The sequence below is a fragment of the Pseudomonas cimarronensis genome (assembly GCF_049331905.1).
Classification (GTDB): Bacteria; Pseudomonadota; Gammaproteobacteria; order Pseudomonadales; family Pseudomonadaceae; genus Aquipseudomonas.
Window position 1 is genome coordinate 267517 of sequence record NZ_CP186283.1, and the last position, 24212, is coordinate 291728.

General features: G+C 60.9%; 20 protein-coding genes. 5 read left to right on the forward strand and 15 right to left on the reverse strand.

The genetic code is table 11. The annotated features are described in order from the left end of the window. Positions 1–3: 3 nt before the first annotated feature. Together typA and thiI are read right to left on the reverse strand one after the other, a co-directional pair. A complete protein-coding gene (typA, locus tag ACOCLD_RS01205) occupies positions 4–1827 on the reverse strand; it encodes a translational GTPase TypA (RefSeq protein ID WP_233685437.1) in 1824 nt (607 codons plus the stop codon). Positions 1828–1956: 129 nt separating this feature from the next. After that, positions 1957–3411: a tRNA uracil 4-sulfurtransferase ThiI gene (gene thiI / locus ACOCLD_RS01210; RefSeq protein ID WP_392541288.1), complete on the reverse strand. Its 1455-nt coding sequence runs from the start codon at positions 3409–3411 to the stop codon at positions 1957–1959. Positions 3412–3738: 327 nt separating this feature from the next. Between thiI and glnA the strand changes: the two genes are divergently transcribed. The 5 genes from glnA (at position 3739) to ntrC (ending at position 9347) form a co-directional block, all read left to right on the forward strand. Then, a complete protein-coding gene (gene glnA, locus ACOCLD_RS01215; protein ID WP_233685439.1) occupies positions 3739–5145 on the forward strand; it encodes a glutamate--ammonia ligase in 1407 nt (468 codons plus the stop codon). A gap of 225 nt (positions 5146–5370) precedes the next feature. Beyond that, entirely contained in the window at positions 5371–5934 is a 564-nt protein-coding gene (locus ACOCLD_RS01220; protein WP_422910548.1) for a DUF4124 domain-containing protein, read from the forward strand. Between the two features lie 3 nt (positions 5935–5937). After that, positions 5938–6555, forward strand: coding sequence for a DUF4124 domain-containing protein (locus ACOCLD_RS01225; protein WP_422910549.1), 618 nt, complete (start codon positions 5938–5940; stop codon positions 6553–6555). A gap of 276 nt (positions 6556–6831) precedes the next feature. Next, a complete protein-coding gene (glnL, locus tag ACOCLD_RS01230; RefSeq protein ID WP_374529427.1) occupies positions 6832–7917 on the forward strand; it encodes a nitrogen regulation protein NR(II) in 1086 nt (361 codons plus the stop codon). Then, a complete protein-coding gene (ntrC, locus tag ACOCLD_RS01235; protein ID WP_422910550.1) occupies positions 7914–9347 on the forward strand; it encodes a nitrogen regulation protein NR(I) in 1434 nt (477 codons plus the stop codon). The genes glnL and ntrC overlap by 4 nt, the downstream gene beginning before the upstream one ends. Positions 9348–9844: 497 nt before the next feature. Here ntrC and ACOCLD_RS01240 read toward each other — a convergent pair whose 3' ends face one another. From ACOCLD_RS01240 to ACOCLD_RS01300, 13 genes are read right to left on the reverse strand one after another with little or no spacing between them, the layout of a single operon-like run. Beyond that, on the reverse strand, positions 9845–13678 hold the full coding sequence (locus ACOCLD_RS01240; RefSeq protein WP_422910551.1) for a DUF6701 domain-containing protein: 3834 nt from the start codon (positions 13676–13678) through the stop codon (positions 9845–9847). Next, the gene (locus ACOCLD_RS01245) at positions 13675–14070 is read right to left on the reverse strand and encodes a pilus assembly protein MshP (protein ID WP_422910552.1); all 396 of its coding nucleotides are present in this window, start codon (positions 14068–14070) and stop codon (positions 13675–13677) included. Before ACOCLD_RS01245 ends, ACOCLD_RS01240 begins: the two co-directional genes overlap by 4 nt. After that, positions 14060–14935 (reverse strand): PulJ/GspJ family protein, encoded by an 876-nt coding sequence (locus tag ACOCLD_RS01250; RefSeq protein WP_422910553.1) that lies wholly within the window; start codon positions 14933–14935, stop codon positions 14060–14062. The genes ACOCLD_RS01245 and ACOCLD_RS01250 overlap by 11 nt, the downstream gene beginning before the upstream one ends. Continuing rightward, the gene (locus ACOCLD_RS01255; protein ID WP_422910554.1) at positions 14935–15306 is read right to left on the reverse strand and encodes a type IV pilus modification PilV family protein; all 372 of its coding nucleotides are present in this window, start codon (positions 15304–15306) and stop codon (positions 14935–14937) included. Before ACOCLD_RS01255 ends, ACOCLD_RS01250 begins: the two co-directional genes overlap by 1 nt. A 47-nt stretch (positions 15307–15353) precedes the next feature. Continuing rightward, positions 15354–15797 carry a type II secretion system protein gene (locus ACOCLD_RS01260; protein ID WP_422910555.1) on the reverse strand — a complete coding sequence of 148 codons (444 nt, stop codon included), beginning with the start codon at positions 15795–15797 and terminating at the stop codon, positions 15354–15356. Positions 15798–15802: 5 nt separating this feature from the next. Beyond that, the gene (locus tag ACOCLD_RS01265) at positions 15803–16270 is read right to left on the reverse strand and encodes a pilin (RefSeq protein ID WP_422910556.1); all 468 of its coding nucleotides are present in this window, start codon (positions 16268–16270) and stop codon (positions 15803–15805) included. A gap of 27 nt (positions 16271–16297) precedes the next feature. After that, on the reverse strand, positions 16298–16804 hold the full coding sequence (locus ACOCLD_RS01270) for a prepilin-type N-terminal cleavage/methylation domain-containing protein (RefSeq protein WP_308219335.1): 507 nt from the start codon (positions 16802–16804) through the stop codon (positions 16298–16300). 9 nt (positions 16805–16813) lie between these two features. Then, complete coding sequence (locus ACOCLD_RS01275) at positions 16814–17338, reverse strand: hypothetical protein (protein ID WP_422910557.1); 525 nt, start codon at positions 17336–17338, stop codon at positions 16814–16816. Then, on the reverse strand, positions 17335–18570 hold the full coding sequence (locus ACOCLD_RS01280) for a type II secretion system F family protein (RefSeq protein ID WP_233685450.1): 1236 nt from the start codon (positions 18568–18570) through the stop codon (positions 17335–17337). Before ACOCLD_RS01280 ends, ACOCLD_RS01275 begins: the two co-directional genes overlap by 4 nt. Before the next feature lie 37 nt (positions 18571–18607). Beyond that, a complete protein-coding gene (locus ACOCLD_RS01285; RefSeq protein WP_257779059.1) occupies positions 18608–20332 on the reverse strand; it encodes a GspE/PulE family protein in 1725 nt (574 codons plus the stop codon). Next, positions 20332–21675 (reverse strand): tetratricopeptide repeat protein, encoded by a 1344-nt coding sequence (locus ACOCLD_RS01290; RefSeq protein WP_422910558.1) that lies wholly within the window; start codon positions 21673–21675, stop codon positions 20332–20334. Before ACOCLD_RS01290 ends, ACOCLD_RS01285 begins: the two co-directional genes overlap by 1 nt. Beyond that, positions 21672–22604 carry an ExeA family protein gene (locus tag ACOCLD_RS01295; RefSeq protein ID WP_422910559.1) on the reverse strand — a complete coding sequence of 311 codons (933 nt, stop codon included), beginning with the start codon at positions 22602–22604 and terminating at the stop codon, positions 21672–21674. Before ACOCLD_RS01295 ends, ACOCLD_RS01290 begins: the two co-directional genes overlap by 4 nt. Positions 22605–22608: 4 nt before the next feature. Then, a complete protein-coding gene (locus ACOCLD_RS01300; RefSeq protein WP_422910560.1) occupies positions 22609–24207 on the reverse strand; it encodes a secretin N-terminal domain-containing protein in 1599 nt (532 codons plus the stop codon). Between the last annotated feature and the right edge of the window lie 5 nt (positions 24208–24212).

The window sequence follows — 24212 nt, forward strand, 5'->3', positions numbered from 1 at the left end:
GCATCAGGCCTTGTTGGCTTTTTTGGCAGCGCGGGTGCGCTCGCCTTCGTCGAGGATCTTCTTACGCAGACGGATCGACTTCGGCGTGACTTCACACAGTTCGTCGTCCTGGATGAACTCCAGGGCCTGCTCCAGGGTGAAGCGCACTGGCGGCACCAGGGCGATGGTTTCGTCTTTACCGGAAGCACGCATGTTGTCGAGCTTCTTGCCCTTGGTTGGGTTGACACCCAGGTCGTTGTCGCGGCTGTTCAGGCCGATGATCTGACCGTTGTAGATTTCCTGGCCGTGCTCGACGAACAGCTTGCCTCGCGCCTGCAGGGTTTCCAGGGAATAGGTCAGTGCCTTGCCGGTATCGATCGATACCAGTACGCCGTTCTGGCGGCCGGACATGTGGCCCGACTTCATCACGTCGTAACGGTCGAAGATCGAGGTCAGGATGCCTGCACCGTTGGTCAGGGTCAGGAAGGCGTTACGGAAGCCGATCAGACCACGGGCCGGGATGTTGTATTCCAGGCGTACGCGACCTTTGCCGTCCGGCACCATGTTGCTCAGGTCGCCTTTACGCAGACCCATTTCTTCCATGACCTTGCCCTGGGATTCTTCAGGGATGTCGATGGTGACGTTCTCGTACGGTTCCTGCTTGACGCCATTGACCTCACGGATGATCACTTCAGGACGGCCAACGCCCATTTCGAAGCCTTCACGACGCATGGTTTCGATCAGTACCGAGAGGTGCAGCTCACCACGGCCGGAGACCTTGAACTTGTCGGCGCTGTCGCCTTCTTCAACGCGCAGGGCCACGTTGTACAGCAGCTCTTTGTCCAGACGCTCTTTGATGTTGCGGCTGGTGACGAACTTGCCTTCCTTGCCGCAGAACGGCGAGTCGTTGACCTGGAAGGTCATGGAAACGGTCGGCTCGTCAACGGTCAGCGGCTTCATCGCTTCAACGTGGTTCTGGTCACACAGGGTGTCGGAGATGAACAGCTCGTCCATCCCGCTGACGCAGACGATGTCACCGGCGGTGGCTTCTTCAACATCCACGCGACGCAGACCGTGGTGGCCCATCAGCTTGAGGATACGGCCGTTACGCTTCTTGCCGTCGACATCGATGGCAGTAACCGGGGTATTCGGCTTAACGCGACCACGGGCGATACGACCCACGCCGATAATGCCGAGGAAGCTGTTGTAGTCCAGTGCCGAGATTTGCATCTGGAACGGGCCGTCAACGTCAACGGCTGGAGCCGGTACGTGGTCAACGATGGCCTGGTACAGCGGGGTCATGTCTTCGGCCATGTCAGTGTGGTCCAGACCGGCAATGCCGTTCAGGGCCGAGGCGTAGACGACCTGGAAGTCCAGCTGCTCTTCAGTGGCGCCGAGGTTGTCGAACAGGTCGAAAATCTGGTCCATAACCCAGTCCGGACGCGCGCCTGGACGGTCGATCTTGTTGATTACCACGATCGGACGCAGGCCGGCTTCGAAGGCCTTCTTGGTCACGAAGCGGGTTTGCGGCATCGGGCCATCCTGGGCGTCAACCACCAGCAGCACCGAGTCAACCATCGACATTACACGCTCAACCTCGCCGCCGAAGTCGGCGTGACCGGGGGTGTCGACGATGTTGATGTTGTAACCGCTCCATTTGATGGCGGTGTTTTTCGCCAGAATGGTAATGCCGCGCTCTTTTTCCTGGTCGTTGCTGTCCATCACGCGCTCGTCGTTGAGCTCGCTGCGGTCCAGGGTACCGGACTGACGAAGAAGGGCGTCTACCAGGGTGGTCTTACCATGGTCAACGTGGGCAATGATGGCGATGTTGCGTAGATTTTCGATCACGTGTGTATCTCGATCAGAGGATTCGGTTTGCCGCTTAGTCTAGGCGGCGAGTATTAAGAAACGCGGTGTCAGCTGGCCCGTTGGTCGGGAGGGCGATGGCGAATACTGCCGCCATTCAACCCGGGCGTTTTATGTCGGACGATAAACGCGCACATTGGCATGCCCCTCGCTGAGCAGGTGGTGGGCATGCAAACGGCTCATGATGCCTTTGTCGCAATACAGCAGGTATTGGCGCGCGGCATCCAGCTCCTTGAAGCGGCTGTTCAGGGCATAGAACGGCAACGCTTGTACTTCGATACCGGGCAGCTCCAGCGGCTGCTCTTCGGCGCTATCCGGGTGGCGGATGTCGATGATCACGTGCCCGGCCAGGGCTTCGCTGACTTCCTCGACCTTGACGTCCTTGCCCAACTCGTCGATCACCTTGTCGATCGGCAGCAAGGTGGCGCGTTGCAGTGCGCGCTCGAGGATAGCCATGTCGAACTGCCGCTCTTCGTGTTCGATGCGGTCTTTCTTGGCGCGCGTGGTCGGGTTCACCGAAATCACGCCGCAGTATTCGGGCATGTGTTTGGCGAACTCGGCAGTGCCGATCTGCGTGGCGGTGTCGATGATGTCTTGTTTATGGCTGGCGATCAGCGGACGCAGCACCAGCATGTCGGTGGCCGAGTCGATCACCGAGAGGTTGGGCAGGGTCTGGCTGGAGACCTGGGAAATCGCCTCACCCGTCACCAGGGCATTGAGCTGCAACTGCTCGGCCATGCGGGTGGCGGCGCGCAGCATCATGCGCTTGAGGATCACGCCCATCTGGCTGTTGTCGACCTTGCCGAGAATCTCGCCGAGCACTTCCTCGAACGGCACGCTGATAAACAGCACGCGCTGCGAACTGCCGAACTTCTCCCACAAATAGTGCGCCACTTCCATCACGCCCAGTTCGTGGGCACGACCGCCAAGATTGAAGAAGCAGAAGTGGGTCACCAGACCGCGGCGCATCATCTGATAGGCCGCCACGGTGGAGTCGAAGCCGCCGCTCATCAGCACCAGGGTCTGCTCCAGCGAACCCAGCGGGTAACCGCCCAGGCCTTCGTGCTGGTGATGAATGACGAACAGACGCTGGTCGCGGATTTCCATACGCACAATAACGTCGGGATCTTTCAGCGAGATGCCGGCCGCGCCGCACTGCTGACGCAGCTGACTGCCGACATAGCGCTCGACATCCATGGAGCTGAAGGCGTGCTTGCCGGCACGCTTGCAGCGCACGGCGAAGATCTTGCCCGGCAGCTGATCGGCGAAGTGCAGCTTGCACTTTTCCAGCACATCGTCGAAATCACCCAGCGGGTATTCATCGACTTGCAAGAAGTGGGTGATACCTGGCGTGCAGCTCAGGCGCTCAATCATCGCCTGCAGGGTTTTTGGCTCACTGATCTGGGTTTCGACTTCCAGGTTGTCCCACACACCGCTGACCTGCAGCTGTGGATCGAACTCACGCAAAACCGAACGAATATTCTTCGCCAGCTGCCGGATAAAGTGCTTACGCACCGGCCGACTTTTAATGGTGATTTCCGGGAAGACTTTAACGATCAGTTTCATGAAAACGCTGCGTGCCGAGGCGGCCAAAAAACAGGGGCGCGGATTATAGCGGAAATTGCTCAAGCTTTGATCAAAAATCCTCACAACACAAAAACACGCACCATTAAAGAGCGCGCCACAAATTGCACGCCCTATAACGGTGCAAATATTTCCTGAGCAGCGCTGCGCAGCCCCCGCCAGCCCTGAGTTTCAGGGCTTACACCCATTCCTGTGCACTGGCATGCAATTTGCTCCCTTGTGAGGCAGGATGCCCTGGCGGAGTATGCCGGCGGCCGTACCGTACTATTGAGGGCTCACAATTCGAGCCTTATCCACCTGGAGGACAGCATGTCGAAGTCGATTCAACTGATTAAAGAACACGACGTGAAGTGGGTTGACCTGCGCTTCACCGACACCAAGGGCAAACAGCACCACGTGACCATGCCGGCACGCGACGCGCTGGACGAAGACTTCTTCGAGCATGGCAAGATGTTCGACGGCTCCTCCATCCATGGCTGGAAAGGCATCGAAGCCTCCGACATGATCCTGCTGCCGGTTGACGAAACCGCCGTACTGGATCCGTTCACCGAAGAGCCGACCCTGATCATCGTCTGTGACATCATCGAGCCGAGCACCATGCAAGGCTACGATCGTGACCCACGCTCGATCGCCAAGCGCGCTGAAGAGTTCCTGAAAACCACCGGCATCGGCGACACCGTATTCGTCGGCCCGGAGCCTGAGTTCTTCATCTTCGACCAGGTCAAGTTCAAGTCGGACATCTCCGGCTCGATGTTCAAGATCTACTCCGAGCAAGGCTCCTGGATGACTGACCAGGACGTCGAAGGCGGCAACAAGGGCCACCGCCCAGCCGTCAAAGGTGGTTACTTCCCAGTTCCGCCGTGCGACCACGACCACGAAATCCGTACTGCCATGTGTAATGCCATGGAAGAAATGGGCCTGGTCATCGAAGTTCACCACCACGAAGTGGCGACTGCCGGCCAGAACGAAATCGGTGTGAAGTTCAACACCCTGGTTGCCAAGGCTGACGAAGTTCAGACCCTGAAGTACTGCGTACACAACGTGGCCGATGCCTACGGCAAAACCGCTACCTTCATGCCGAAGCCGCTGTACGGCGACAACGGTTCGGGTATGCACGTACACATGTCCATCTCCAAAGATGGCAAGAACACCTTCTCCGGCGAAGGCTATGCCGGCCTGTCCGATACCGCTCTGTACTTCATCGGCGGCATCATCAAGCACGGTAAGGCCCTGAACGGCTTCACCAACCCGTCGACCAACTCCTACAAGCGTCTGGTCCCAGGTTTCGAAGCTCCGGTCATGCTGGCTTACTCGGCGCGTAACCGTTCGGCTTCGATCCGTATCCCATACGTTTCCAGCCCGAAAGCTCGCCGTATCGAAGCGCGCTTCCCGGATCCGGCTGCCAACCCGTACCTGGCCTTCGCTGCGCTGCTGATGGCCGGTATCGACGGTATCCAGAACAAGATCCACCCTGGCGATGCTGCCGACAAGAACCTGTACGACCTGCCACCAGAAGAAGGCAAGCTGATCCCGCAAGTGTGCGGCAGCCTGAAAGAAGCCCTGGAAGAGCTGGACAAGGGCCGTGCGTTCCTGACCAAAGGCGGCGTGTTCTCCGACGACTTCATCGATGCCTACATCGAGCTGAAATCCGAAGAAGAAATCAAAGTACGCACCTTCGTACACCCACTGGAATACGACCTGTACTACAGCGTCTAAGCCAGACTCGCGCCGCCCTGCGGTGCGTTCGAAAGCCCTGCCCGGCCCTGCCTGGCGGGGCTTTTTTATAGCTGCGCACTATCGGCCTGCACCCGCAGGTTGTGCTGCGCGCACCTTGCGGAACATTCACGCTTTCACCTCCCGTATCACAATGTCGCTGCTCGGCGCTTGCCAGCGCGCGCGACCGGTGCAAGGCTTAGGGCACCTTATTAAGGAGAGTCAGGCATGCGCCCTCTACTTATCTGCCTGCTGCTGGGCCTGGCATTGCCGGCCGGCGCGCATATCTACAAATACACCGACGCCAACGGCAATACGGTATTCACCGACCAGCCGCCGGAAGGCCAGGCGACGCAGAACGTCGAACTGCCCAAAACCAATAGCGTGACCATGGCCGTACCCGCCGCCCCAGCGCCCAGCACACCGACCGACAGCGGCACGGCAGCAGCCCCCTACAGCAACCTGCAACTCACCGGCTTGCCCAGCGATGAAGCACTGCGCGCCAATAACGGCACCTTCACTGTCGACGTGGCAATTGAACCGCGCCTGGCCAGCAACCACCTGCTGCGTTTACTGCTGGACGGCAAACCCCATGGCCAGCTCAGCAACGCGCCACGCCTGCAGGTGAGCAACGCCGACCGCGGCGAACACAGCCTGGCAGTGGAAGTGCTGAGTGCAGGCAAGCCCATCCAGCAGAGCCCCACGGTGACCTTCACCGTGCAACGGGTGAATACCAGCAGCCCGGCACTGCGACCGCCGCCCCCCAAACCCAAGCCGAAGCCAGCCACCTGACCTATGCGTACTCTGCTGTTGTGCAGCCTGATGCTGCTCGCTCTGCCCAGCCTGGCACAGGTCTATACCTACATTGATGCCGACGGTAACCGGGTGTTTACCGACAAGCCCAAGTCCGGCAATGCCGAACGCGTCGAACTGGCGCCAAGCAACGCCATGCCGGCCACGCCGGTGCCGACTGCACCGGTCATGGCTGCACCACCAGAACCTGGGCTGCGCTACAGCCTGCTGCGCATTCTGGTGCCACAACCGGATGCCACCATCCGCGACAGCGCCGGCAACCTGATCGTCAGCGTCAACAGCGAGCCCAATCTCTACCCACAGCACAGCTACCGCCTGCTGCTGGATGGCGTACAGGTCGGCGAAGTGGGCAGCAGTCCGGTATTCCCGCTGGAAAATATCGACCGCGGCACCCATCAGCTGGCAGTCGAGATCATCGACTCGCAAGGCCGCATCATCGAGCGCACGCCCAGCCAACCCTTCCATATGCTGCGCATCTCCCTGGCGCAGAAGCGCATGGTCAACCCCTGCAAGAAGGCCGACTACGGCGTACGCCCGGAGTGTCCGCTCAAGGACAAACCGCCGGAAAAGAAAGACATCCCTTTCGTACCCTTCCTCTGATAGCAGCGCCATCCAGCCACCGGTTGCAGCAGGCTGAACGCGGCGAATGAGTGCGCCAATACAGCGACAAAAACCCTGACGCACCAACAAGGTGCAATCAGGTGCGCTGCATTTCTATACTCTCCCTGTTTTGGGTCGCGCCACAGCGCCCTGCTGCGCTGAAAAGCAGCCTATTCGCGACATTCCATAGGCAAACACGCTTCTTTTCGGGGCTTTGGTTTGCTTCTTGCATTTTCCAGCGGCATTGCCGGAACCCAAGGGCCTGCGACATTCCATATGATCATCAATGACGCGCTGCACCGCCTGCTGCTGGACAACCTGACCACTGCCACGCTGCTGCTCAACGACGACCTGCGTCTTGAGTACATGAACCCGGCAGCGGAGATGCTCCTGGCCGTCAGTGGTCAACGCAGTCACGGGCAATTCATCAGCGAGCTGTTTACCGAATCCAGCGAGGCACTCAGCGCACTGCGCCAGGCCGTCGAGCACGCTCATCCGTTCAACAAGCGTGAAGCCGTACTGACCTCGATCAGCGGTCAGACGCTGACTGTCGACTACGCCGTCACCCCAGTGCTTAACCGTGGCGAGACCCTGCTGCTGCTGGAAGTGCACCCGCGCGACCGTCTGCTGCGCATCACCAAGGAAGAGGCGCAGCTGTCCAAGCAGGAAACCACCAAGATGCTGGTGCGCGGCCTGGCTCACGAGATCAAGAATCCGCTCGGTGGCATCCGTGGCGCGGCCCAGCTGTTGGCTCGCGAGCTGCCGGAAGAAAGCCTGAAGGATTACACCAACGTGATCATCGAGGAGGCCGACCGGTTAAGAAATCTGGTCGACCGCATGCTCGGCTCGAACAAGCTGCCCTCCCTGGCGCTGACCAACGTGCACGAAGTACTGGAGCGGGTCGGCAGCCTGGTGGAGGCGGAAAGCCAGGGTAGCATCATTTTGGTGCGCGACTATGACCCGAGCATTCCGGACGTGCTGATCGACCGTGAACAGATGATTCAGGCCGTGCTGAATATCGTGCGCAACGCCATGCAGGCCCTGGCTGCGCAAAGTGATCTGCGTCTGGGCCGCATCACCCTGCGTACCCGTACCCTGCGCCAGTTCACCATTGGCCATACGCGCCATCGCCTGGTGACCAAGATCGAGATCATCGACAACGGCCCTGGCATTCCGCCCGAGCTGCAGGAAACCATCTTCTACCCCATGGTCAGCGGGCGTGCCGATGGCACAGGCCTGGGCCTGGCCATTACCCAGAACATCATCAGTCAGCATCAAGGCCTGATCGAGTGCGAGAGCCACCCTGGCCACACCGTGTTCTCGATCTTCCTGCCGCTGGAACAAGGAGTAACGCCGTCATGAGCCGCAGTGAAACCGTCTGGATTGTCGATGACGACCGCTCCATCCGCTGGGTGCTGGAAAAGGCCCTGCAACAGGAAGGCATGACCACCCAGAGCTTCGACAGCGCCGACGGTGTACTCGCCCGTCTGAGCCGCCAACAACCCGATGTCATCATCTCCGATATCCGCATGCCCGGCGCCAGTGGCCTCGATCTGCTGGCACGTATCCGCGAGCTGTACCCGCGCCTGCCAGTGATCATCATGACCGCGCATTCCGATCTGGACAGCGCGGTGGCCTCCTACCAGGGCGGCGCCTTCGAATACCTGCCCAAACCGTTTGACGTTGATGAAGCCGTGTCCCTGGTCAAGCGCGCCAACCAGCACGCCCAGGAGCAGCAAAGCCTGGCCGCCCCCGTCGAGCAGCCGCGCACCCCGGAAATCATCGGCGAAGCGCCGGCGATGCAAGAGGTGTTTCGCGCCATCGGCCGTCTGTCGCACTCCAACATCACCGTGCTGATCAACGGCGAATCCGGTACCGGTAAAGAACTGGTCGCCCATGCCCTGCACCGCCACAGCCCGCGCGCGGCCTCGCCGTTTATCGCGCTGAACATGGCGGCGATTCCGAAAGACCTGATGGAGTCCGAGCTGTTCGGCCATGAAAAAGGCGCCTTTACCGGCGCGGCCAACCAGCGCCGTGGTCGTTTCGAGCAGGCCGACGGCGGCACGCTGTTTCTTGATGAAATCGGCGATATGCCGGCCGACACCCAGACTCGCCTGCTGCGCGTACTGGCGGATGGCGAGTTCTACCGGGTTGGCGGGCATACCCCGGTGAAGGTCGATGTACGCATCATCGCCGCCACCCACCAGAATCTGGAAAGCCTGGTGCAAGCCGGCAAGTTCCGTGAAGACCTGTTCCACCGCCTCAACGTGATCCGCATCCACATCCCGCGCCTGTCGGATCGCCGTGAAGACATCCCCACCCTGGCCCGGCACTTCCTCAGCCGCGCCGCGCTGGAACTGGCGGTAGAACCCAAGCTGCTGAAAAGCGAAACCGAAGACTACCTGCAACAACTGCCGTGGCCGGGCAACGTGCGCCAGCTGGAAAACACCTGCCGCTGGATCACCGTCATGGCCTCCGGCCGTGAAGTGCACATCGACGACCTGCCGCCGGAGCTGCTCAGCCAACCGCAAGAAAGTGCACCGGTGAGCAACTGGGAACAGGCGCTGCGCCAATGGGCCGACCAGGCCCTGGGCCGTGGCCAGTCCAGCCTGCTGGACTCTGCCGTGCCGGCGTTCGAACGGATCATGATCGAAACCGCGCTCAAGTACACCGCCGGCCGCCGCCGCGATGCCGCCGTGCTGCTGGGCTGGGGCCGCAATACCTTGACCCGCAAGATCAAGGAACTGGGCATGAACGTCGACAGCGCCGATGACGAGGATGGCGACGACTAAGGCCTGTTAACGCGTTATGGCGACCGCGTAACCGCGACATCGGTTACGCGGACTTGACCTGCGGCACGCATCACCCACCGCTCACCTGTAGGAGCACGCCATGCGTGCGATGCGCAGGCAAAACCCGCGCCTACATATCTCAGTATTCCATGGGCAGCACATCGCTTAACGGACGGGCATGCGTCCTTAGCAGCGGTTTTCTTTGGCCCATGCAAACCTGCCGAAAATGCTCCAGAGCAATGCACCGCTCTCGCACCAATGCACAGCGGCGGTTCATCCACGGGATTGGCAACGTACCCATCGCCACCATTAAAAAACCCTGAAAGCCAGCATTTACGAGGCCTGCAGCCGACGTAATAAAACTGGCACACAGCCTGCATAGACTCAAGTAATCCCAGTTTTGGGGACCTTGGTACAGGCAGGCCGGGGATTCCCCTCTTTTACACCGCAGACAAAAAGGCCACCTAAACAGGTGGCCTTTTTGCTTTCCGCCCCGGCTAGCGATAGACCTCGCGCCGGAAGATCAGTGGCGCAGCACCTTTGTAGATGCCGAAAGTGGCGAGGCCGCTAGGGTTGTCCAACACACCATCCTCGCTCCAGTCGAATTGCAACCACTCGGGTGCGGGATTGCCAAAAGTCACCCACTGACTACCTGCACTGTTCTCACCAGGTGCCGTCAATATGTATTCACCGCGACCAGCCAATGCCTTATAGGGCTGATCGACTAGTGCGGGGCTCCCATTACCCGTCCCTGAGCGTTGGTAGTCTTCCAGTTCAGCGGGCGTGAACTCCGTACAGCTATCCAAGGGATTAGGTGCGAAACCATTGCCGTCGAAATAAGCCACAGAAAACGGCAAAGCGAGGTTCTCCAACTCGGAACCATGAGCATTTCCGATGCGAGCCTGCCCTACACGGAAATCCGGCAATTGCTGCTCATCTGGCTCACCAGTAACGGGGTTTGGCACCTTATCGACCACACTGCCGGTGACGCCATCGCTATCCGTTGCAGCCACCTGAGTGGCCATCCTGTAGGGCTCGCGAAGCTCATTAAAGCTGTATGTCATATTGGTCGTGACGTAATTGAGGTAGCCGCGCTTGTTGGCAGCTGGATCGGCGCTCATATTGCTGCTGCCAAACGCAATCACCCCCTTATCACCTGAGTCGGTATAGACAATGCCACTGCCCAACAGCTTGACGAAACTACCCACATAGTTGGTCGTTACATCACCTGCGCGATTACGCGCCGATAACCCACCACTCACGGAGAACGGCTGCCCCGTCTTGGCCAACTGCAACGGAGGTCCGACCTTACCTACCAATCCGGCATAGGTGAAATTGTTACACGCAGGGCTCACGCTGGGGTCGTCCAGCAGGAAGCTCGCCGGATAGAAACGGCCAATATTGGCGCTGGTACTAACGACTTCGCGCGAGTTGTCGACCGAGCCGTCGCTGTTACCTACACCCGGCCCTCCAAGATAGCTGGTCGGTGGCGTCGCGGTAATGGTGAAAACCCCGACCTCGGAGATACTCTGAGTAGTGAAAATTTTCTCACCGGCATCAGCTGCGACGATATCGAACGCTGTCTCACCCAAACTGCCAGGACTGCCTCCACTTGGCGCTATCAGTGCATGGCTAAGGATAATCGCCGGCTGCAATGGCATTCCTACCTGTTGGTAGTTTGGCGTTTTCAGATTACCTGTGCATAAGTCACTGTCAGTATCCGACTGCCAAGCAACGCCCCCTACGCGCAAACGGAAAGGGTCGCCCGCTGCCACAAACTTCGAACAACTGGCGTCGCCCGCAACGCACTCACTGTTGGCCGTATCGCTGTAAACACAGAGGCCAACAGGACGTGCAATAAACTGCGTGGAACCGACCATCCGATGACCGCTACTTCCTGGGTTGGCCGTCGTATCGGTATAGCTGGCAGCCAGTGTCATCAGGCCAGCATCGTCATAGCGCACTTGCAGGTTCGGAGTGGCGCGCCCATTAGCGTCGAAAGACAGGCTGATCCCGGTGGGTGGCGTCGTACTTGGGGGGCTCGCTGGTGCTGTAGCGACGCTAACCCCATTGACCACCACAGCTCGAGTACCTGTGGCTGGGTTGTCGTACACAGCATTGAACCCCACTGTACGCGTGACATTGGCAAAGCCTGGGACACAAACAGCAGCATTATCAGCCTTGCGCACCGCCTGAATAGTTGCCGCTACAGGTTTGCCAGCAACCATATGTGGGACGTTGAGAAGAAAGCCACTGTCGCTGAACGTGATCCTGCAACCACTGGTCGAACACACCCGCTGTGTCAGCGGCCGCGCTGCAGGTAGAGAAGTGGTCTCACCGATCACCACCTGACCGGCGCCACTGCGTAATTGGAGCGCAGCAGAACCGCCTGAAAAATTGACAACATTGCCACCGCTCAAGGTGGCAGGAGCCACAGCGCTCCAACCCGTGGTAGGTGACAAGGTTACGCTCACCGGGTCGGTATACAGGCTGCTGCAACTGGCATTCAGGCAAGCCTTTACCGTCACGGGCTGGGGATTACAGGTCAGTGCCTGGCCGGCATAGCTAAATTCGAAGTGGTCAATCTGCTGACCAATCGGGTTGATCCGCGTGGCGCAGACCTGAAAGTCATCCAGTTCGTGGATATTGTTCGAACCGCCAGTGGAGCCGGTCAATGACACGAAGAAGTCGCTGGGCAAAGCCGCCTGGTTAGCGTTCGCCATGGCATTGAAGGGTGCGATCAGGGTGCTGAAACCGGAGCCAGTGTTGCGCTCGACCGAGACCAGTGTGCTGCCCGTCGTGCGGCTGTCCAGCGTGATCCGGTAGATATGCCCTGGCCCGGGTGTGGCGCCAGACACATCAACACCCGGATTGAGATTGGCTGCCGTGCCTGCCAGGTAAGGGTAGTTCGAGGTGCCGCTGCCGGAGCCACGAATGGACACCGAGTCCCGGCGTAAACCGGGGCCGCCAATGCGTGTTTCCGTCGGATTGGAGAAGTTGCCGTATTCATCTAGGGCAATCCCCAGCCAGCCACCGGCAAAGCCACTGGTGCCGTTCAACTGCGCATAGCCGAGTGAACCGCCATAACCGCCCGGCTGCGGCGTGATCGAGGCATCGGAAAAAATCACCGCCACGCCATCGGCACCGTTGCCGTTATAGGCGTAGTACTTGAACTGCACCTGAACAAAGTTGCCAGTGGCCGGCAACAGACGCTGCAGGGTGGCCCCCGTGGCCACATTGCCGGTGTTATCCGTCAGGCGCATGCGGTTACCCACTGTTCTGGGCACACCAAAACTGCCGTTACGGCTGGTCACCGCCCAGTTGTCGGTGCCCAGGCTGGCGCGGTCGAAGCTGTCGGTAAAACAGCTGGAGATCGGGCTGCCATCACACAAGTTGCTCGGGGTGGTCACGCTGGGCGAACAGGTGCCATAGACCTTGCTGCTACCGGTGCCGCTGATGGAGCTGTTCCAGCCGCCGCCCGTGACATTGCCGTACACCGTGCTGTTGTTGAGGGTAATGGTGTTGCTGTTGCTGACAGTACCCGTGATCGTGCTGTTGTTGATCTCCAGCTCATTGCTGGAGCTGATATTGCCGGTGACATAGGCACCGCTGATGGTGATCTTGCAGCAGTTACCGTTGATGTTTGCATTGATGGTGCCGCCCGAGAAGGACGAGACACCGTTGGTGGCCGTAATGGTGCCACTGAAATTGCTGTTGCTGGCGGTAATGCCGTTGGTTGCGGTGGCGGCGCCGATCACCGTGGTGTTGGTAAAGGATGCATTGCCATTGGTACTCGCCGAGCCGGACAAGGTGCCGCCCGTGACGCTCAAACCGTTGGTAAAGCTCACATTGCCGCCAACATTGGTAGTGCTCAGGCTGCCATTACCGGTGCCCGTGACGTTGCCCGAGACGCTGGAGTTTGTCAGCGTGACGCTGCCGCTGGCCGTTTCAATAAAGCCGTTAATGGTGACGTTGGTCAGGGTGATGGCCGCGCTGCCGTTTCGGACATTACCGTTGATGGTGGTCGCGCTATGCGGCGCGATAGTGGTGATCTGGTTGTAGGAGGCCTGCAGGGTAATCGGGTTGCTGGCCGTACCGATGGTATTGCCACGCAGGGCGAAACCACCATCGGCGCTCAGGGTCAGCGCACTGCTGCTGGTCAGCGTATCGCCGCTGGCAAAGCTGATCTGGCCACTACAGGTGTTACTGCCAGCCGTCCAGGTGCCCTGACAAGGAGAAAATGTCGCGCTCGGCAGGGTGTAATTGACTGCCAGCGCATTGCCGCTAAACAGCAGCAGCCCGACAACCACGCAACGCAGGTACATATTCATGGGCGCTCCACCACCGAGGTTATCTCCCGATAGGCATAGTCCGGGTTACCCGGCTGACCAGCCTCGGCTCGGGCCGTAATGCTGAAGAACTGCACAGCCAGGCGGTCTTCTTCGGGAATATCCACCGCTGCCGATGGTGTGCAGGTCACCGCAACCTGAAAACCATCGAGTGCGAAACTCGCACAGCCCTGGTCAGCCAACACCCGGACAATGCCGTACTCAATCCCCGCGCGCGCCGCCTGGTAGGCCCGCGCCTGCTGGATGGCCAGGCTGGTGGTGGCATTCTGGGTCACCGCCAGACGTGCCATCGCGGCGATCACCAACGCCACGATGATGATCAGAAACATTGCCGCCACCAGGCCAAAGCCGGCCTCATTTCGTTCAGGGCGCATTGTCGACATGAACCTGCTGCAAGAGGCTGATGGATTCGCCGTTGGCACTCAGCGTCAGCCGAATCGTCACCAGACCACTGCGAATATTGGTGCCCGGCGTGTAGGTGAAACTGCTGTTGGCGCAATCCACCTGATCGACCACGGTCGCCGCAGCGCTGTAGTCATAGTTGGCCGCCAGCGAGTCAAATTCGCCACGCCATAACCGGCCATTGGCGCAGCGATAGCCCACCACCTGATCGGCAAGGAAGAAACGGTGCTGCGGTGAGGCATAACGGAAGCGAAAGCCATTAATGGCGGCTCCCGTCAGACGCAGCTCAGAGCCCTGCACGCTGATGCTGACTCGTGGGCTGATCACCGAGGGGGCGCCTGCCGCCGGCGTCCAGACGTTATTGCCAGCCCCGGCGCTGCCAACGTTGTAGATCACCATCCACAAGTCAGCCGGTAATACCAATTCATTAGGCGGTAGCAATAGCGGCCCGGCAAAGGGAATGGCGCAGGGCGAAACAACGCACACTGGCGGATCCTGAAGCACACCGCCCGCCAGATTGGCGCGATAACGCCCACCCGACGGTGCCCGCAACAACTCCAGCGCACCGCCATTGATACGCACCGAGTTGGGCACTGCCAGGCGCACGTCGCGGGCCATGCGATTGACCGCCGTGGCGGCCAGATCGACCAGTTCGGCGCGGCGGCTCTGGTCGACAAAGCCCTGCATCGGCCGCGACATCACCGTGCTAATCATTACTGCCACTAAACCCGAGAGGGCGATCACCATCACCAGCTCAACCAGGGTAAAGCCGTGGCCGGTATAAGCCACCGGCACAGGCGCACGGGCCGCTGATCGAATGTAGGCTGGCCGGCGCATCAGTTGTAGTTAGTCCTGAAACCGTCGAGGCTTAGGGTTTGCCCGCCCGGATCACTGACCGTAACGCGGATGCGGGTTGCCGGTGTTCCATTCAGCGTCACCGTGGTATCGACGCCGACAGCTACCTGATAACCCGGCAAAATCGTATTGCCATTGATGTCCTGTGCCGCTTGCGCGGCCTGTGCAGCGGCCGGTAAGTTGGCATAAGCACGAGCACTGATGGCTTCCAGATAGGCCTCGGCCAAGGCCAAGCTCTGCTGACGCAGCATCGGGTCGGCCGAGCGGCCGGTAATACTGGCCATGGCTGAAAACATCGCGGCGGCGGCAATGCCGATCACCACAATGGTGATCACCAACTCGACCAGCGTCATCCCACGCTGCCGAGACCAGCGGCCACCCCGCACAGACTCTCGCCCGTTCACGGTGTGGTCCCGATAAAGCCGGTAACCGGGTTGACGCTCAAAACAAAGGTACCGTTGCCCAGATTGGCAGTGTTAGCCGCACCGGCAGCGCCACCCAGGGAATTGAAGGTGATATCCAGAGCAGTCGTCATCGTCACGCTCTCCGGCTTGCTGGCGGCATAGTTACCACCCGACGGGTTGGCCACTGCACTACCGGCGGCCAACGGGCCACAGGCCTGCGCATAGGTCAGCGCATAGCCCGCGTTATTGATCTGGGTGCGAATCGGGCAGCCACTGGCCACTGCCAGCTTCTGCCCGTAACGCACCGCAGCCAGGCTTTCTTCAAAAAACAGGCGCTCATCGAACACCTGTCGATCAAAGAAACGCGGCCCCACCACGGCGGCGAGAATGCCGATCAACACAATGACCATCAGCAACTCGATCAGGGTAAAGCCACGCATCAGGATTATGGTCCGCAGCTGGTAACCGGAACCGGCGGGTTCGCTGCCGCATCACCATTACCGCCAGTAATGGCAGAGATAACAGCACCGTCACCCGCATTGGCAGCACCTGCATAGGTGAACGAGCAATCACCCAAGGTAATGGTCCCAGCAGTAGTGGTGGTATCAAAATCATTACTCAACTGCGCTGCAGTCAAGATAGATGCAGTTGTTGCATAGCCATTTACCAGGGCAATCGCTTGCCCTTCAAGGGTAACAGAGCCATTGGCACCGGTCTGTCCAGCTGCGATAGCAGCAGAGTGCACAATTGCACTAGCAGAGCGAACAGAGCCCAATGCACCGTTAATTGAAGCAAAACGTGCCTGCCCACTGAAATCCGCAAACCGCGGTAACGCAAACGCCGCCAGAATGCCCAGAATCACAATCACCATAATCAGCTCGATCAGGGTAAAACCGCTTTGTTGCTTCTTCATCGGTACTTCCTCATTGCAGTAAAGGGGTTAAGGGGTGGTGCGATCAAAGTTGGTGGTCACAGTGCCGTTGCTGGAGTCATAGACGATGCTGTCGTTGAGGTCATCCAGCTGGTAGGTGTAGGTGCAGACCGCGCCGGCGGCTGAGGCGATGTAATCTACCGGGTTGGCCGGGGTCGAGGCGGTGCCGACGCGCGGTGCCGAGCCCTGCAGGATGGCATTCCACACCTGCACGCAGTTGAGGACGTCGGCGGTGCCGACCGGCCAGCCCTGGGCATTCACGTCCACCGTACCGTCGCCAAAGCCGACCACATCGGTATTGGGCGTGGTGTCGTTGCCATTGCCGCGGTTGACTTCCCACTGCGCGCGCACCAGCAGCACGGCCGAGGCCAGCGCCCCACCGGCACCGCGCACGGCGGCTTCGTGGGCATCCTTGGTGACGTTGATAAAGCGCGGCAAGGCCACCGCAGCGAGCACGCCAAGGATGACGATGACCACCACCAGTTCGATCAGGGTGAAACCCCGGTTGTGTTGCATGGCGCTCTCCTACTCAATCAACCCCTGCGCGGCAATCTGCGCCTGGGGTACTGCCTGAAGTTCAAGGGCCAGACCTCTGCCCTGCCAGTGTGCACCTGTCGCTGTAGCCTGAGAAACCGCCTGCACCCGATAGGCTTGCAGCTCGGTCGAGTCTTTTGCCCATCCGTAACTGAAGCGCCAGCGGTACAGCACCCAACCGGGCTCAGCCAACCAGTACCAGCAGCCACGGGTGGGCGTGTCACCACGCGCCAGCTCGCCGCAGTAGTTGTCCTGTTGCCAGCGCAGCAACAGGAACGGATTACCGACCAGCATGCCGCGCGTCAGCAAACGGCCCTGCGCCAGTTGCTCGGCCGTGAGGCTCGCCAGGCTGCTGGCCAGATGCTCACGGGTGGCCTGCTGCGCACGGCGTTCACTGACCTGGACGATCTGCCAGGCCAGGGCCAACAGCACCGCCAGCAGCATCAGACCAGTCAGCATCCAGCCGAGCCGACGCGCCAGGCGCACGCGCCCTTGCAGCTGGTATTCACCGCTCAACGGCCACCCTTGGCCGCCGAGGCCAGCTCCCACATCGGCAGGAATACACCCAACGCCAACACCAGCACCATGATGCCCATGGCCACAATCAGAATAGGCTCGATGGCATCGGCCAGCTGCTTGAGGTCGTAATCCACTTCCTGCTCGTAGAAATCCGCCACCTCGACAAACAGGTCGTCCAGTGCGCCGGTTTCTTCACCCACGGCCATCATTTGCAACACCAACGGGGTAAACAGGCCGCTGGCAGAGGCTGTACGGGTCAACGCCTCGCCGCGTTCAATGCCTTCACGCATGGCCAGAATCGCCTGGCCGATATAGCGGTTGCCCACGCTGGCGCTGTTGATCGACAGGGTCTGCAACAGCGGCACGCCGGCGCGGTACATCATCGCGAAGGTGCGGGTGAAGCGCGCCAGAGCGATCCGCTCGAAAATCCCGCCGACAATCGGCAGGCGCAGTTTGATCTGGTCCCATTTCAGGGCACCGGCATCGGTCTCGATCCATTTGAAAAAGCCAAACAGGCTGCCACCGAACAGCAGCGCCAGCAGCCACCAGAAATCCTGGAAGAACTGCGAGGTGCCGATCAGGATCTGCGTGGCCCAGGGCAGATCCGCCTTGAACTGGGCAAACACCTTGGCAAACGCCGGGATCACGAACAGGTTGATCACCACCAGCGCCACCGCCATGGCCGACAGCACGAACAGCGGGTAACGGGTGGCCTGTTTGATGCGTTTGCGGGTTTCGCGCTCCAGCTCCAGATACACCGACAACTGGCGGAAGGCCTGATCAAGCTGGCCGGTGTTTTCACCGACGCTGATCATGCTGACAAACAGGGTGTTGAATACTTTGGGGTGGGCGTTGAGCGCCACGGCCATGCCCTGCCCGCCTTCCAGATCACTGCGCACCGCCTGCAGCACTTCACGCAGGTAGAGGTTGCGGCTGGATTCAGCCAGGCCGCCAATCGCACGGATGATCGGCACGCCGGCCTTGCTCAGGCTGTACATCTGCCGGCAGAAGATAATCAGCTCTTCCAGATCGACATGTTTGCGCCGCAGGCTTTCCTTGAGCTGGGCGAATACGTCGTTGTCGCTGGCCTGGGCTTGCTCCTCGATGGTCAGCGGGGTAATGCGTTCAGCCAGCAGTTCGCTGGCCAGGCTGTCCGCCGAGCCGGCTTCGCGGCTGCCGCTGACCTTGCTGCCCTGGGCGTCGCGGCCGGTGAAGTGAAACTGGCTCACCGCACAACCTCCCGGTACCAGGCGCTAGCCCTACGCATCAGACCACCCCTTCATCGGTGAGGGTGGCGCAGACCTTCAGCACTTCTTCCACACTGGTCACCCCGGCCAGGGCGTAATCCAGCGCGCAAGCGGCCAGTGGTCGGTAATTGGCACTAGCCTGCGCGGCCTCGGCAAAGCCCTGGGGATCATTGCGGCGCAGTGCGGCGATCATGCCGTCGTCCATTTCCAGCAGCTCATAAACGCCCACCCGGCCGGCATACCCGGTGTTGTGACACTGATGACAACCCGCCCCGCGCTTGAAGCTGCGCCCGAGCAGCGGGGCCTTGTAGAGGCTTTCCAGCCAGACCAGCTGGCGGGCGTCAGGGGTGTGCTCCTGCATGCAGTTCTCGCACACCCGCCGAACCAGACGCTGAGCCAGCACGGCATTCAGCGAAGTGGCGACGAGAAACGGCTCGGCGCCCATGTCGATCAGGCGCATGGCCGAGGTCAGCGCATCGTTGGTGTGCAGGGTCGAGAGCACCAGGTGACCGGTGAGTGCAGCGCGCAGGCCGATCTCGGCGGTTTCCTGGTCACGCATCTCACCGATCAGCACGATGTCCGGGTCCTGACGCAACGCGGCGCGCAACACGCGGGCAAAGCTCAGGTCGATCTTGGCGTTGACCTGCACCTGGTTGATGCGCGGCAGGCGGTATTCCACCGGGTCTTCAACGGTGATGATCTTCTTCTCCGGGCTGTTCAGCTCGGCCAGCCCGGCATACAGCGTGGTGGTTTTACCGGAGCCGGTAGGCCCGGTGACCAGCACCAGGCCGAACGGACGTTGCAGCAGGCGGCGAAAGCGCACCAGCATGTCCGGCGGCATGCCGCTGGCTTCCAGGGTGGACACCCCGCCGGTCTGGTCGAGCAGACGCATGACCACCGACTCACCGTACTGCACCGGCATGGTCGAAACCCGCACATCGATGTTGTGGCCCTTGACGCGGATATTGAACCGGCCGTCCTGGGGCAGGCGTTTCTCGGAAATATCCAGCCCGGACATGATCTTCAGGCGCATCACCAGGGCCGAGGCCACGCGCGCCTCTTTCATCACCTGTTCGCTGAGCACGCCGTCGATGCGCTGACGAATGCGCACCACGCCCTCATCCGGTTCGATGTGGATGTCCGAGGCTTTCATCTGCACGGCGTCTTCAAACAGGGTTTGCAGCAGGCGCACCACCGGGGCTTCGGTGTTGCTGTCGGCACCCAACTTGGACAGGTCGAAGTCGCTGTCCTTGAGCTCACCTTCCAGCTCGCCGGCAATCGAGGCGATCTCACTGGTGCGGCGGTACACCGTATCCAGCGTCGCCAGCAACTCCGCCTCGCGCACCACCGCCGGGCGCACGCGGACTTTGAGGATGCGATCCATCTCGTCCAGGGCAAACAGATCGAGCGGATCGGACATGCCCACCAGCAGGCCATCGCCGTCGCGTGACAGCACCAGCGCGCGGAACCTGCGGGCCATGGCCTCCGGCAAGCGCTGCACCAGTTCCTGGTCGAACTTGAAATGCTTGAGGTCGATAAACGGAATCTTCATCTGCTCGGACAAGGCGGTGAGCAGACGCACCTCATCAACGAAGCCCATGTCGACCACCGTGCGCCCCAGCTTGGAGCCGGTGCGTTTCTGATCCTGCAGTGCCAGTTGCAGCTGGGCATCGCTGAGCAGACCGGCCTGGATCAGCAGGTCACCCAAGCGCACCTTGCGCTGACGAATATCACTTTCAGCCATCAACGGCCTCCCAGCGCCTTGGCGCGTTCACTGGCAAAGCGCCGGGCGCTGTCGTCCAGGCCCTGCCCCTGAAGGGCCTGGCGGTAATGGCGGCCTGCTTCGGCCGGTTGGTCAAGCTGCTCCAGAGCAATCGCCAGGCCCAGTTGCCAGGTTGACTGGCTGGGGCGCAAGGCAACCATGCGGCGGTACAGCTCAGCGCTGTTCTGCCACTGCCCGGTCTGCTGGTAGCTGGCCGCCAGCAGGGCAAAGTACGTGGGCTCCTGCTCCAGTCGCGGCGGGTTCTGCTCCAGGGTCGCCACCGCGCCCTCGGTATCACCCGCCTGTAGCTGCGCACGCGCCAGCAACAGGCGCAGCTCGCTGTCATCGGGCAGTTGCGCCAGCTGCGCCGGCAACCACGTAAGCAGACGCTGCTGGTCGCCGGCAGCCAGGTAGGCACGGGCCAGCCAGCGCAACACGTCCGGGTCCTGTCCGCGGCTCTTGTGCAGGGGTTCCAGCAGGCTGATCGCCCGCGCGTTGTCACCGTCCTGCAGGGCCTGCCGCGCCAGCGTCAGAGGATCGGGCTGATGGGTGGCAATCTTCACCTGCGGGGCGCTGGCCGCTGGCGCCGGCTGAGCGGCGGCCGGCGGTGCTGCGGCAGGCGCAGGCAGCGGTGCGCTGACCCAGGCCGGCATAGGTGCCTCGACCGGTGCCGGCGCAGCCTCGGCAAGCGGCAGGTTTTCCAGCGCCAGGGGCGCATCGTCTACCGCGACCGCCGTGTTCAGCGGCACTTCCACCCAGAGCATCCAGCGATCACCGGCAGCCTCCAGGCGATCGCGGACATCCAGGCTGTCACCCAGGCCAACCAGCAGAATCTGTACATCCGCACCCTTGTTTTCCACGCGCCAGGACAGGCTGCGCCCGTCACGCTGCACACGGCTCTGTTGCGGCTCACCGACCAGCTGGGTGTCCTTCAGGCGCAGGCTGACGGCACCGCTTTCCTCACTGCGCTGGTAGGTTACGCTGCGGTCCAGCAGGAGCTGCAACACCAGCCCACGGGCATCATGCTGCGGCAGAACATCGAGCACCTGTACCGGCAGTTGCACAACCGGCGCAGGTGCCACAGGGCGGGTAACGGTGGCCAGATCCGGCACACCCTTGACCACGCGGCCGATCATCAGGCCGACCAGCACGCCAATCAGAATCACCGCCATAAACCAGATGGAGCCTCGACGCATGCGCTCGAAACGGTCGCGGCGGGCAGCGGCCTCTTCATCCACGGCGTACAAGCCTTCGAGCTGCACACGTTCGTTGGGCGCGGCGCGACGCGTTTCCAGGTCACGCAGCATGTCGTTGACCAGGCTCATGGCAGCCACTCCCGCCAGTGCTCCAGCCAGGGCCAGGCCCCCAGCACCAGAACAATCGACAAGGCTCCGGCCGCCATACTCCAGCCCAGCCAGGGTGAACGGCGGTGCAGGAACGGTTGCGCCCCTTCGGTATCCAGTTGCGCACGTTTGACATGGCTGACCCGCACCTGCCGCGCACCTTCACCGAAGGCGACCATCAGTGCCTTGTGCGCGAGGATGTTCAGCAGCCGTGGAATCCCTCCGCTGCCCCGCACCAGACGACGTACGGCGGCTGTATCAAACAGCGGCTCGCCGCGATAACCGGCGACAGCCAGGCGTTCACTCAGGTAACGGCTGGTGTCTTTCTCGTCCAGCGCACGCAGCTGGTAGGAAAAGGTGATGCGCTGGCGCAGCTGGCGAAACTCCGGGCGGGCCAGGGTTGCATCCAGTTCGGGCTGGCCGAACAGCACCACTTGCAGCAGCTTGGCCTGCTCGGTTTCCAGGTTGGTCAGCAGGCGCAGGGCCTCGAGGGTGGCAGTAGGCAGCGCCTGGGCTTCGTCGATCAGCAACACCGTGCTTTTGCCGGCAGCAGCCAGCTCGATCAGACGCCGGTGCAGGGCATCGAGTACGGCCTGGGTATCCAGTTCCTCAATGCCGTCAATGCCCAGCTCGCGCGCCAGGGCCTGACGCAAGCCCACCGGGCTCATGCCGGGGTTGGGCAGGTAAGCCAGCTGATAGCGAGCATCATCCAGCTCATTGAGCAGCGTACGACAGAGCAGGGTTTTACCCGTGCCCACTTCGCCGGTGACCTTGATAAAGCCTTCGCCCTCACCGAGTGCCACGCGCAGCAGGTTGAGGCACGCCTGATAGGGCGCCAGCTGCACCAGGAAACCGGTGTTCGGGGTCAGCGCGAAGGGTTTTTCGTGCAGACCAAAGAAGGCTTCATACATCGGCCTATCTCAGCTCCTTGAAAGTTTGTGCACTCTTGCGCAGCTCGTTCAGCCAGACCTCATCACTGACCACCTGCGGCCGCATGAGAATCACCAGCTCGCTCTGCTGCAGCGCCTTGCGCTGTTGCTTGAACAGGTTGCCGACAATCGGCAGGGTGCTAGCCCAGGGAATGCTCGCATCGGTGTTTTCGTTGTTGTTCTGCAACAGACCACCGATCACCACCACCTGGCCACTGCGGGCACGCACGATGGAGTCGGACTGACGCGTGGTGGACAGGGCCAGCGGCAGGTTGAATACATTGTCCTGGCCCAGGGCGATGGTCTTGTTTTGGTCACGCACACGGCTGACGGTCGGCCGCACATGCAGGGTCACGGTGTCGTTCTGATCGATCTGCGGGGTTACATCCAGGGAGATACCGGAGAAGAACGGCGTCAGGGTGATGTCCTGGGTAGGTTCAGTAACCCCACCCACGGTGGCGGTGGAGCCGGTGGACGACACATTGGTGACAAAGAACTCGTCAGTGCCAACCTTGATCACCGCCTTCTGATTATTCAGCGTGGAAATCCGCGGGCTGGACAGCACGCGCACTTCGCCCTGGGTTTCCAGCAGCTCGATCAGGCCGGTGAAGTCACCCAAGGTCAGGGCAATGCCAAATACCCCGTCGATGCCGGTCGGGCCACTCAGCGCGGCGCCACCCAGGTTACTGCTGACATCACCGCCAAGCTGATCCCAGCTGATCCCGGCCTGGAAGCCATCGGACAGCTGCACCTCAAGAATCTTGGTTTCCAGAATCACCTGGCGTTGCAGGTTGAGCTGCGCCTGCTCAAGGAACCGCGCGACGTTCTCCTGGGCAGCGCTGTGTGCGCGCACCACCAGCAGGCTGGCCTGCGGGTTGATCATCACGCTGCTGTTGCTGTCGCCGGCCACGATCATTTCGACCACCTGGCGCACTTCATTCCAGAAGTCGACATTGCTGGAGGTGCTGACCTGACTGGCGTTCAGCGTGGTCACGGTGTTGCTGTTGCCAGCCCCCGTGTTACTGGTGGTGTTGTTGCCGGAATTATTGTTGTTGGTGCTTTCCACCTGTCCGGAGCTGACCCTAGTATCGGTCTGACCGATGCGCTGCAGGTTGAGGTAGTTGATGTCGTAGCTGCGGGTGATCACCTGGTTAGGCAGGATCTGATAGCCGTAGCTGGTACGGCGGAAGTCATAGCCATAACTGTCACGTACGGCCGCCAGCACTTCATCGAGAGTGACCCGGCGCAGGCTGAAAGTGATGGTACCGGTGACATCCGGATGCACCACCAGGTTCTGCCCGGCACCGTCCATCAGGCTGAGGAAGAAGTCACGCGCCGGCATGTCCTTGGCCGCCACATCAAAACGCGGGCCGCTGCTGAAACCACTGCCCAGCGGCGGGATCAACGCCGCCTGCACAGCCAGCGGCGGCATCACCTTGGGCGTGGCCTGGGCCTGCTTGAGGCTGTCATCCAGCAACTTGCTGCTTTGCTCATAAAGTTGCGCGTCGCCATCCTTGAAGGTCTGGCAGGCCACGAGCAGGCAGCTCAGGCTCAACAGGCAGACACTGGGCAAAAATCTGATCATGGGCA

What these genes read in the sequence shown, in the direction of transcription:
- thiI (WP_392541288.1), bottom strand. Translation starts at nt 3,411, where the DNA reads ATGAAACTGATCGTTAAAGTCTTCCCGGAAATCACCATTAAAAGTCGG.
- glnA (WP_233685439.1), top strand. Translation starts at nt 3,739, where the DNA reads ATGTCGAAGTCGATTCAACTGATTAAAGAACACGACGTGAAGTGGGTT.
- ACOCLD_RS01220 (WP_422910548.1), top strand. Translation starts at nt 5,371, where the DNA reads ATGCGCCCTCTACTTATCTGCCTGCTGCTGGGCCTGGCATTGCCGGCC.
- ACOCLD_RS01225 (WP_422910549.1), top strand. Translation starts at nt 5,938, where the DNA reads ATGCGTACTCTGCTGTTGTGCAGCCTGATGCTGCTCGCTCTGCCCAGC.
- glnL (WP_374529427.1), top strand. Translation starts at nt 6,832, where the DNA reads ATGATCATCAATGACGCGCTGCACCGCCTGCTGCTGGACAACCTGACC.
- ntrC (WP_422910550.1), top strand. Translation starts at nt 7,914, where the DNA reads ATGAGCCGCAGTGAAACCGTCTGGATTGTCGATGACGACCGCTCCATC.
- ACOCLD_RS01240 (WP_422910551.1), bottom strand. Translation starts at nt 13,678, where the DNA reads ATGAATATGTACCTGCGTTGCGTGGTTGTCGGGCTGCTGCTGTTTAGC.
- ACOCLD_RS01245 (WP_422910552.1), bottom strand. Translation starts at nt 14,070, where the DNA reads ATGCGCCCTGAACGAAATGAGGCCGGCTTTGGCCTGGTGGCGGCAATG.
- ACOCLD_RS01250 (WP_422910553.1), bottom strand. Translation starts at nt 14,935, where the DNA reads ATGCGCCGGCCAGCCTACATTCGATCAGCGGCCCGTGCGCCTGTGCCG.
- ACOCLD_RS01255 (WP_422910554.1), bottom strand. Translation starts at nt 15,306, where the DNA reads ATGACGCTGGTCGAGTTGGTGATCACCATTGTGGTGATCGGCATTGCC.
- ACOCLD_RS01260 (WP_422910555.1), bottom strand. Translation starts at nt 15,797, where the DNA reads ATGCGTGGCTTTACCCTGATCGAGTTGCTGATGGTCATTGTGTTGATC.
- ACOCLD_RS01265 (WP_422910556.1), bottom strand. Translation starts at nt 16,270, where the DNA reads ATGAAGAAGCAACAAAGCGGTTTTACCCTGATCGAGCTGATTATGGTG.
- ACOCLD_RS01270 (WP_308219335.1), bottom strand. Translation starts at nt 16,804, where the DNA reads ATGCAACACAACCGGGGTTTCACCCTGATCGAACTGGTGGTGGTCATC.
- ACOCLD_RS01285 (WP_257779059.1), bottom strand. Translation starts at nt 20,332, where the DNA reads ATGGCTGAAAGTGATATTCGTCAGCGCAAGGTGCGCTTGGGTGACCTG.
- ACOCLD_RS01290 (WP_422910558.1), bottom strand. Translation starts at nt 21,675, where the DNA reads ATGAGCCTGGTCAACGACATGCTGCGTGACCTGGAAACGCGTCGCGCC.
- ACOCLD_RS01295 (WP_422910559.1), bottom strand. Translation starts at nt 22,604, where the DNA reads ATGTATGAAGCCTTCTTTGGTCTGCACGAAAAACCCTTCGCGCTGACC.
- ACOCLD_RS01300 (WP_422910560.1), bottom strand. Translation starts at nt 24,207, where the DNA reads ATGATCAGATTTTTGCCCAGTGTCTGCCTGTTGAGCCTGAGCTGCCTG.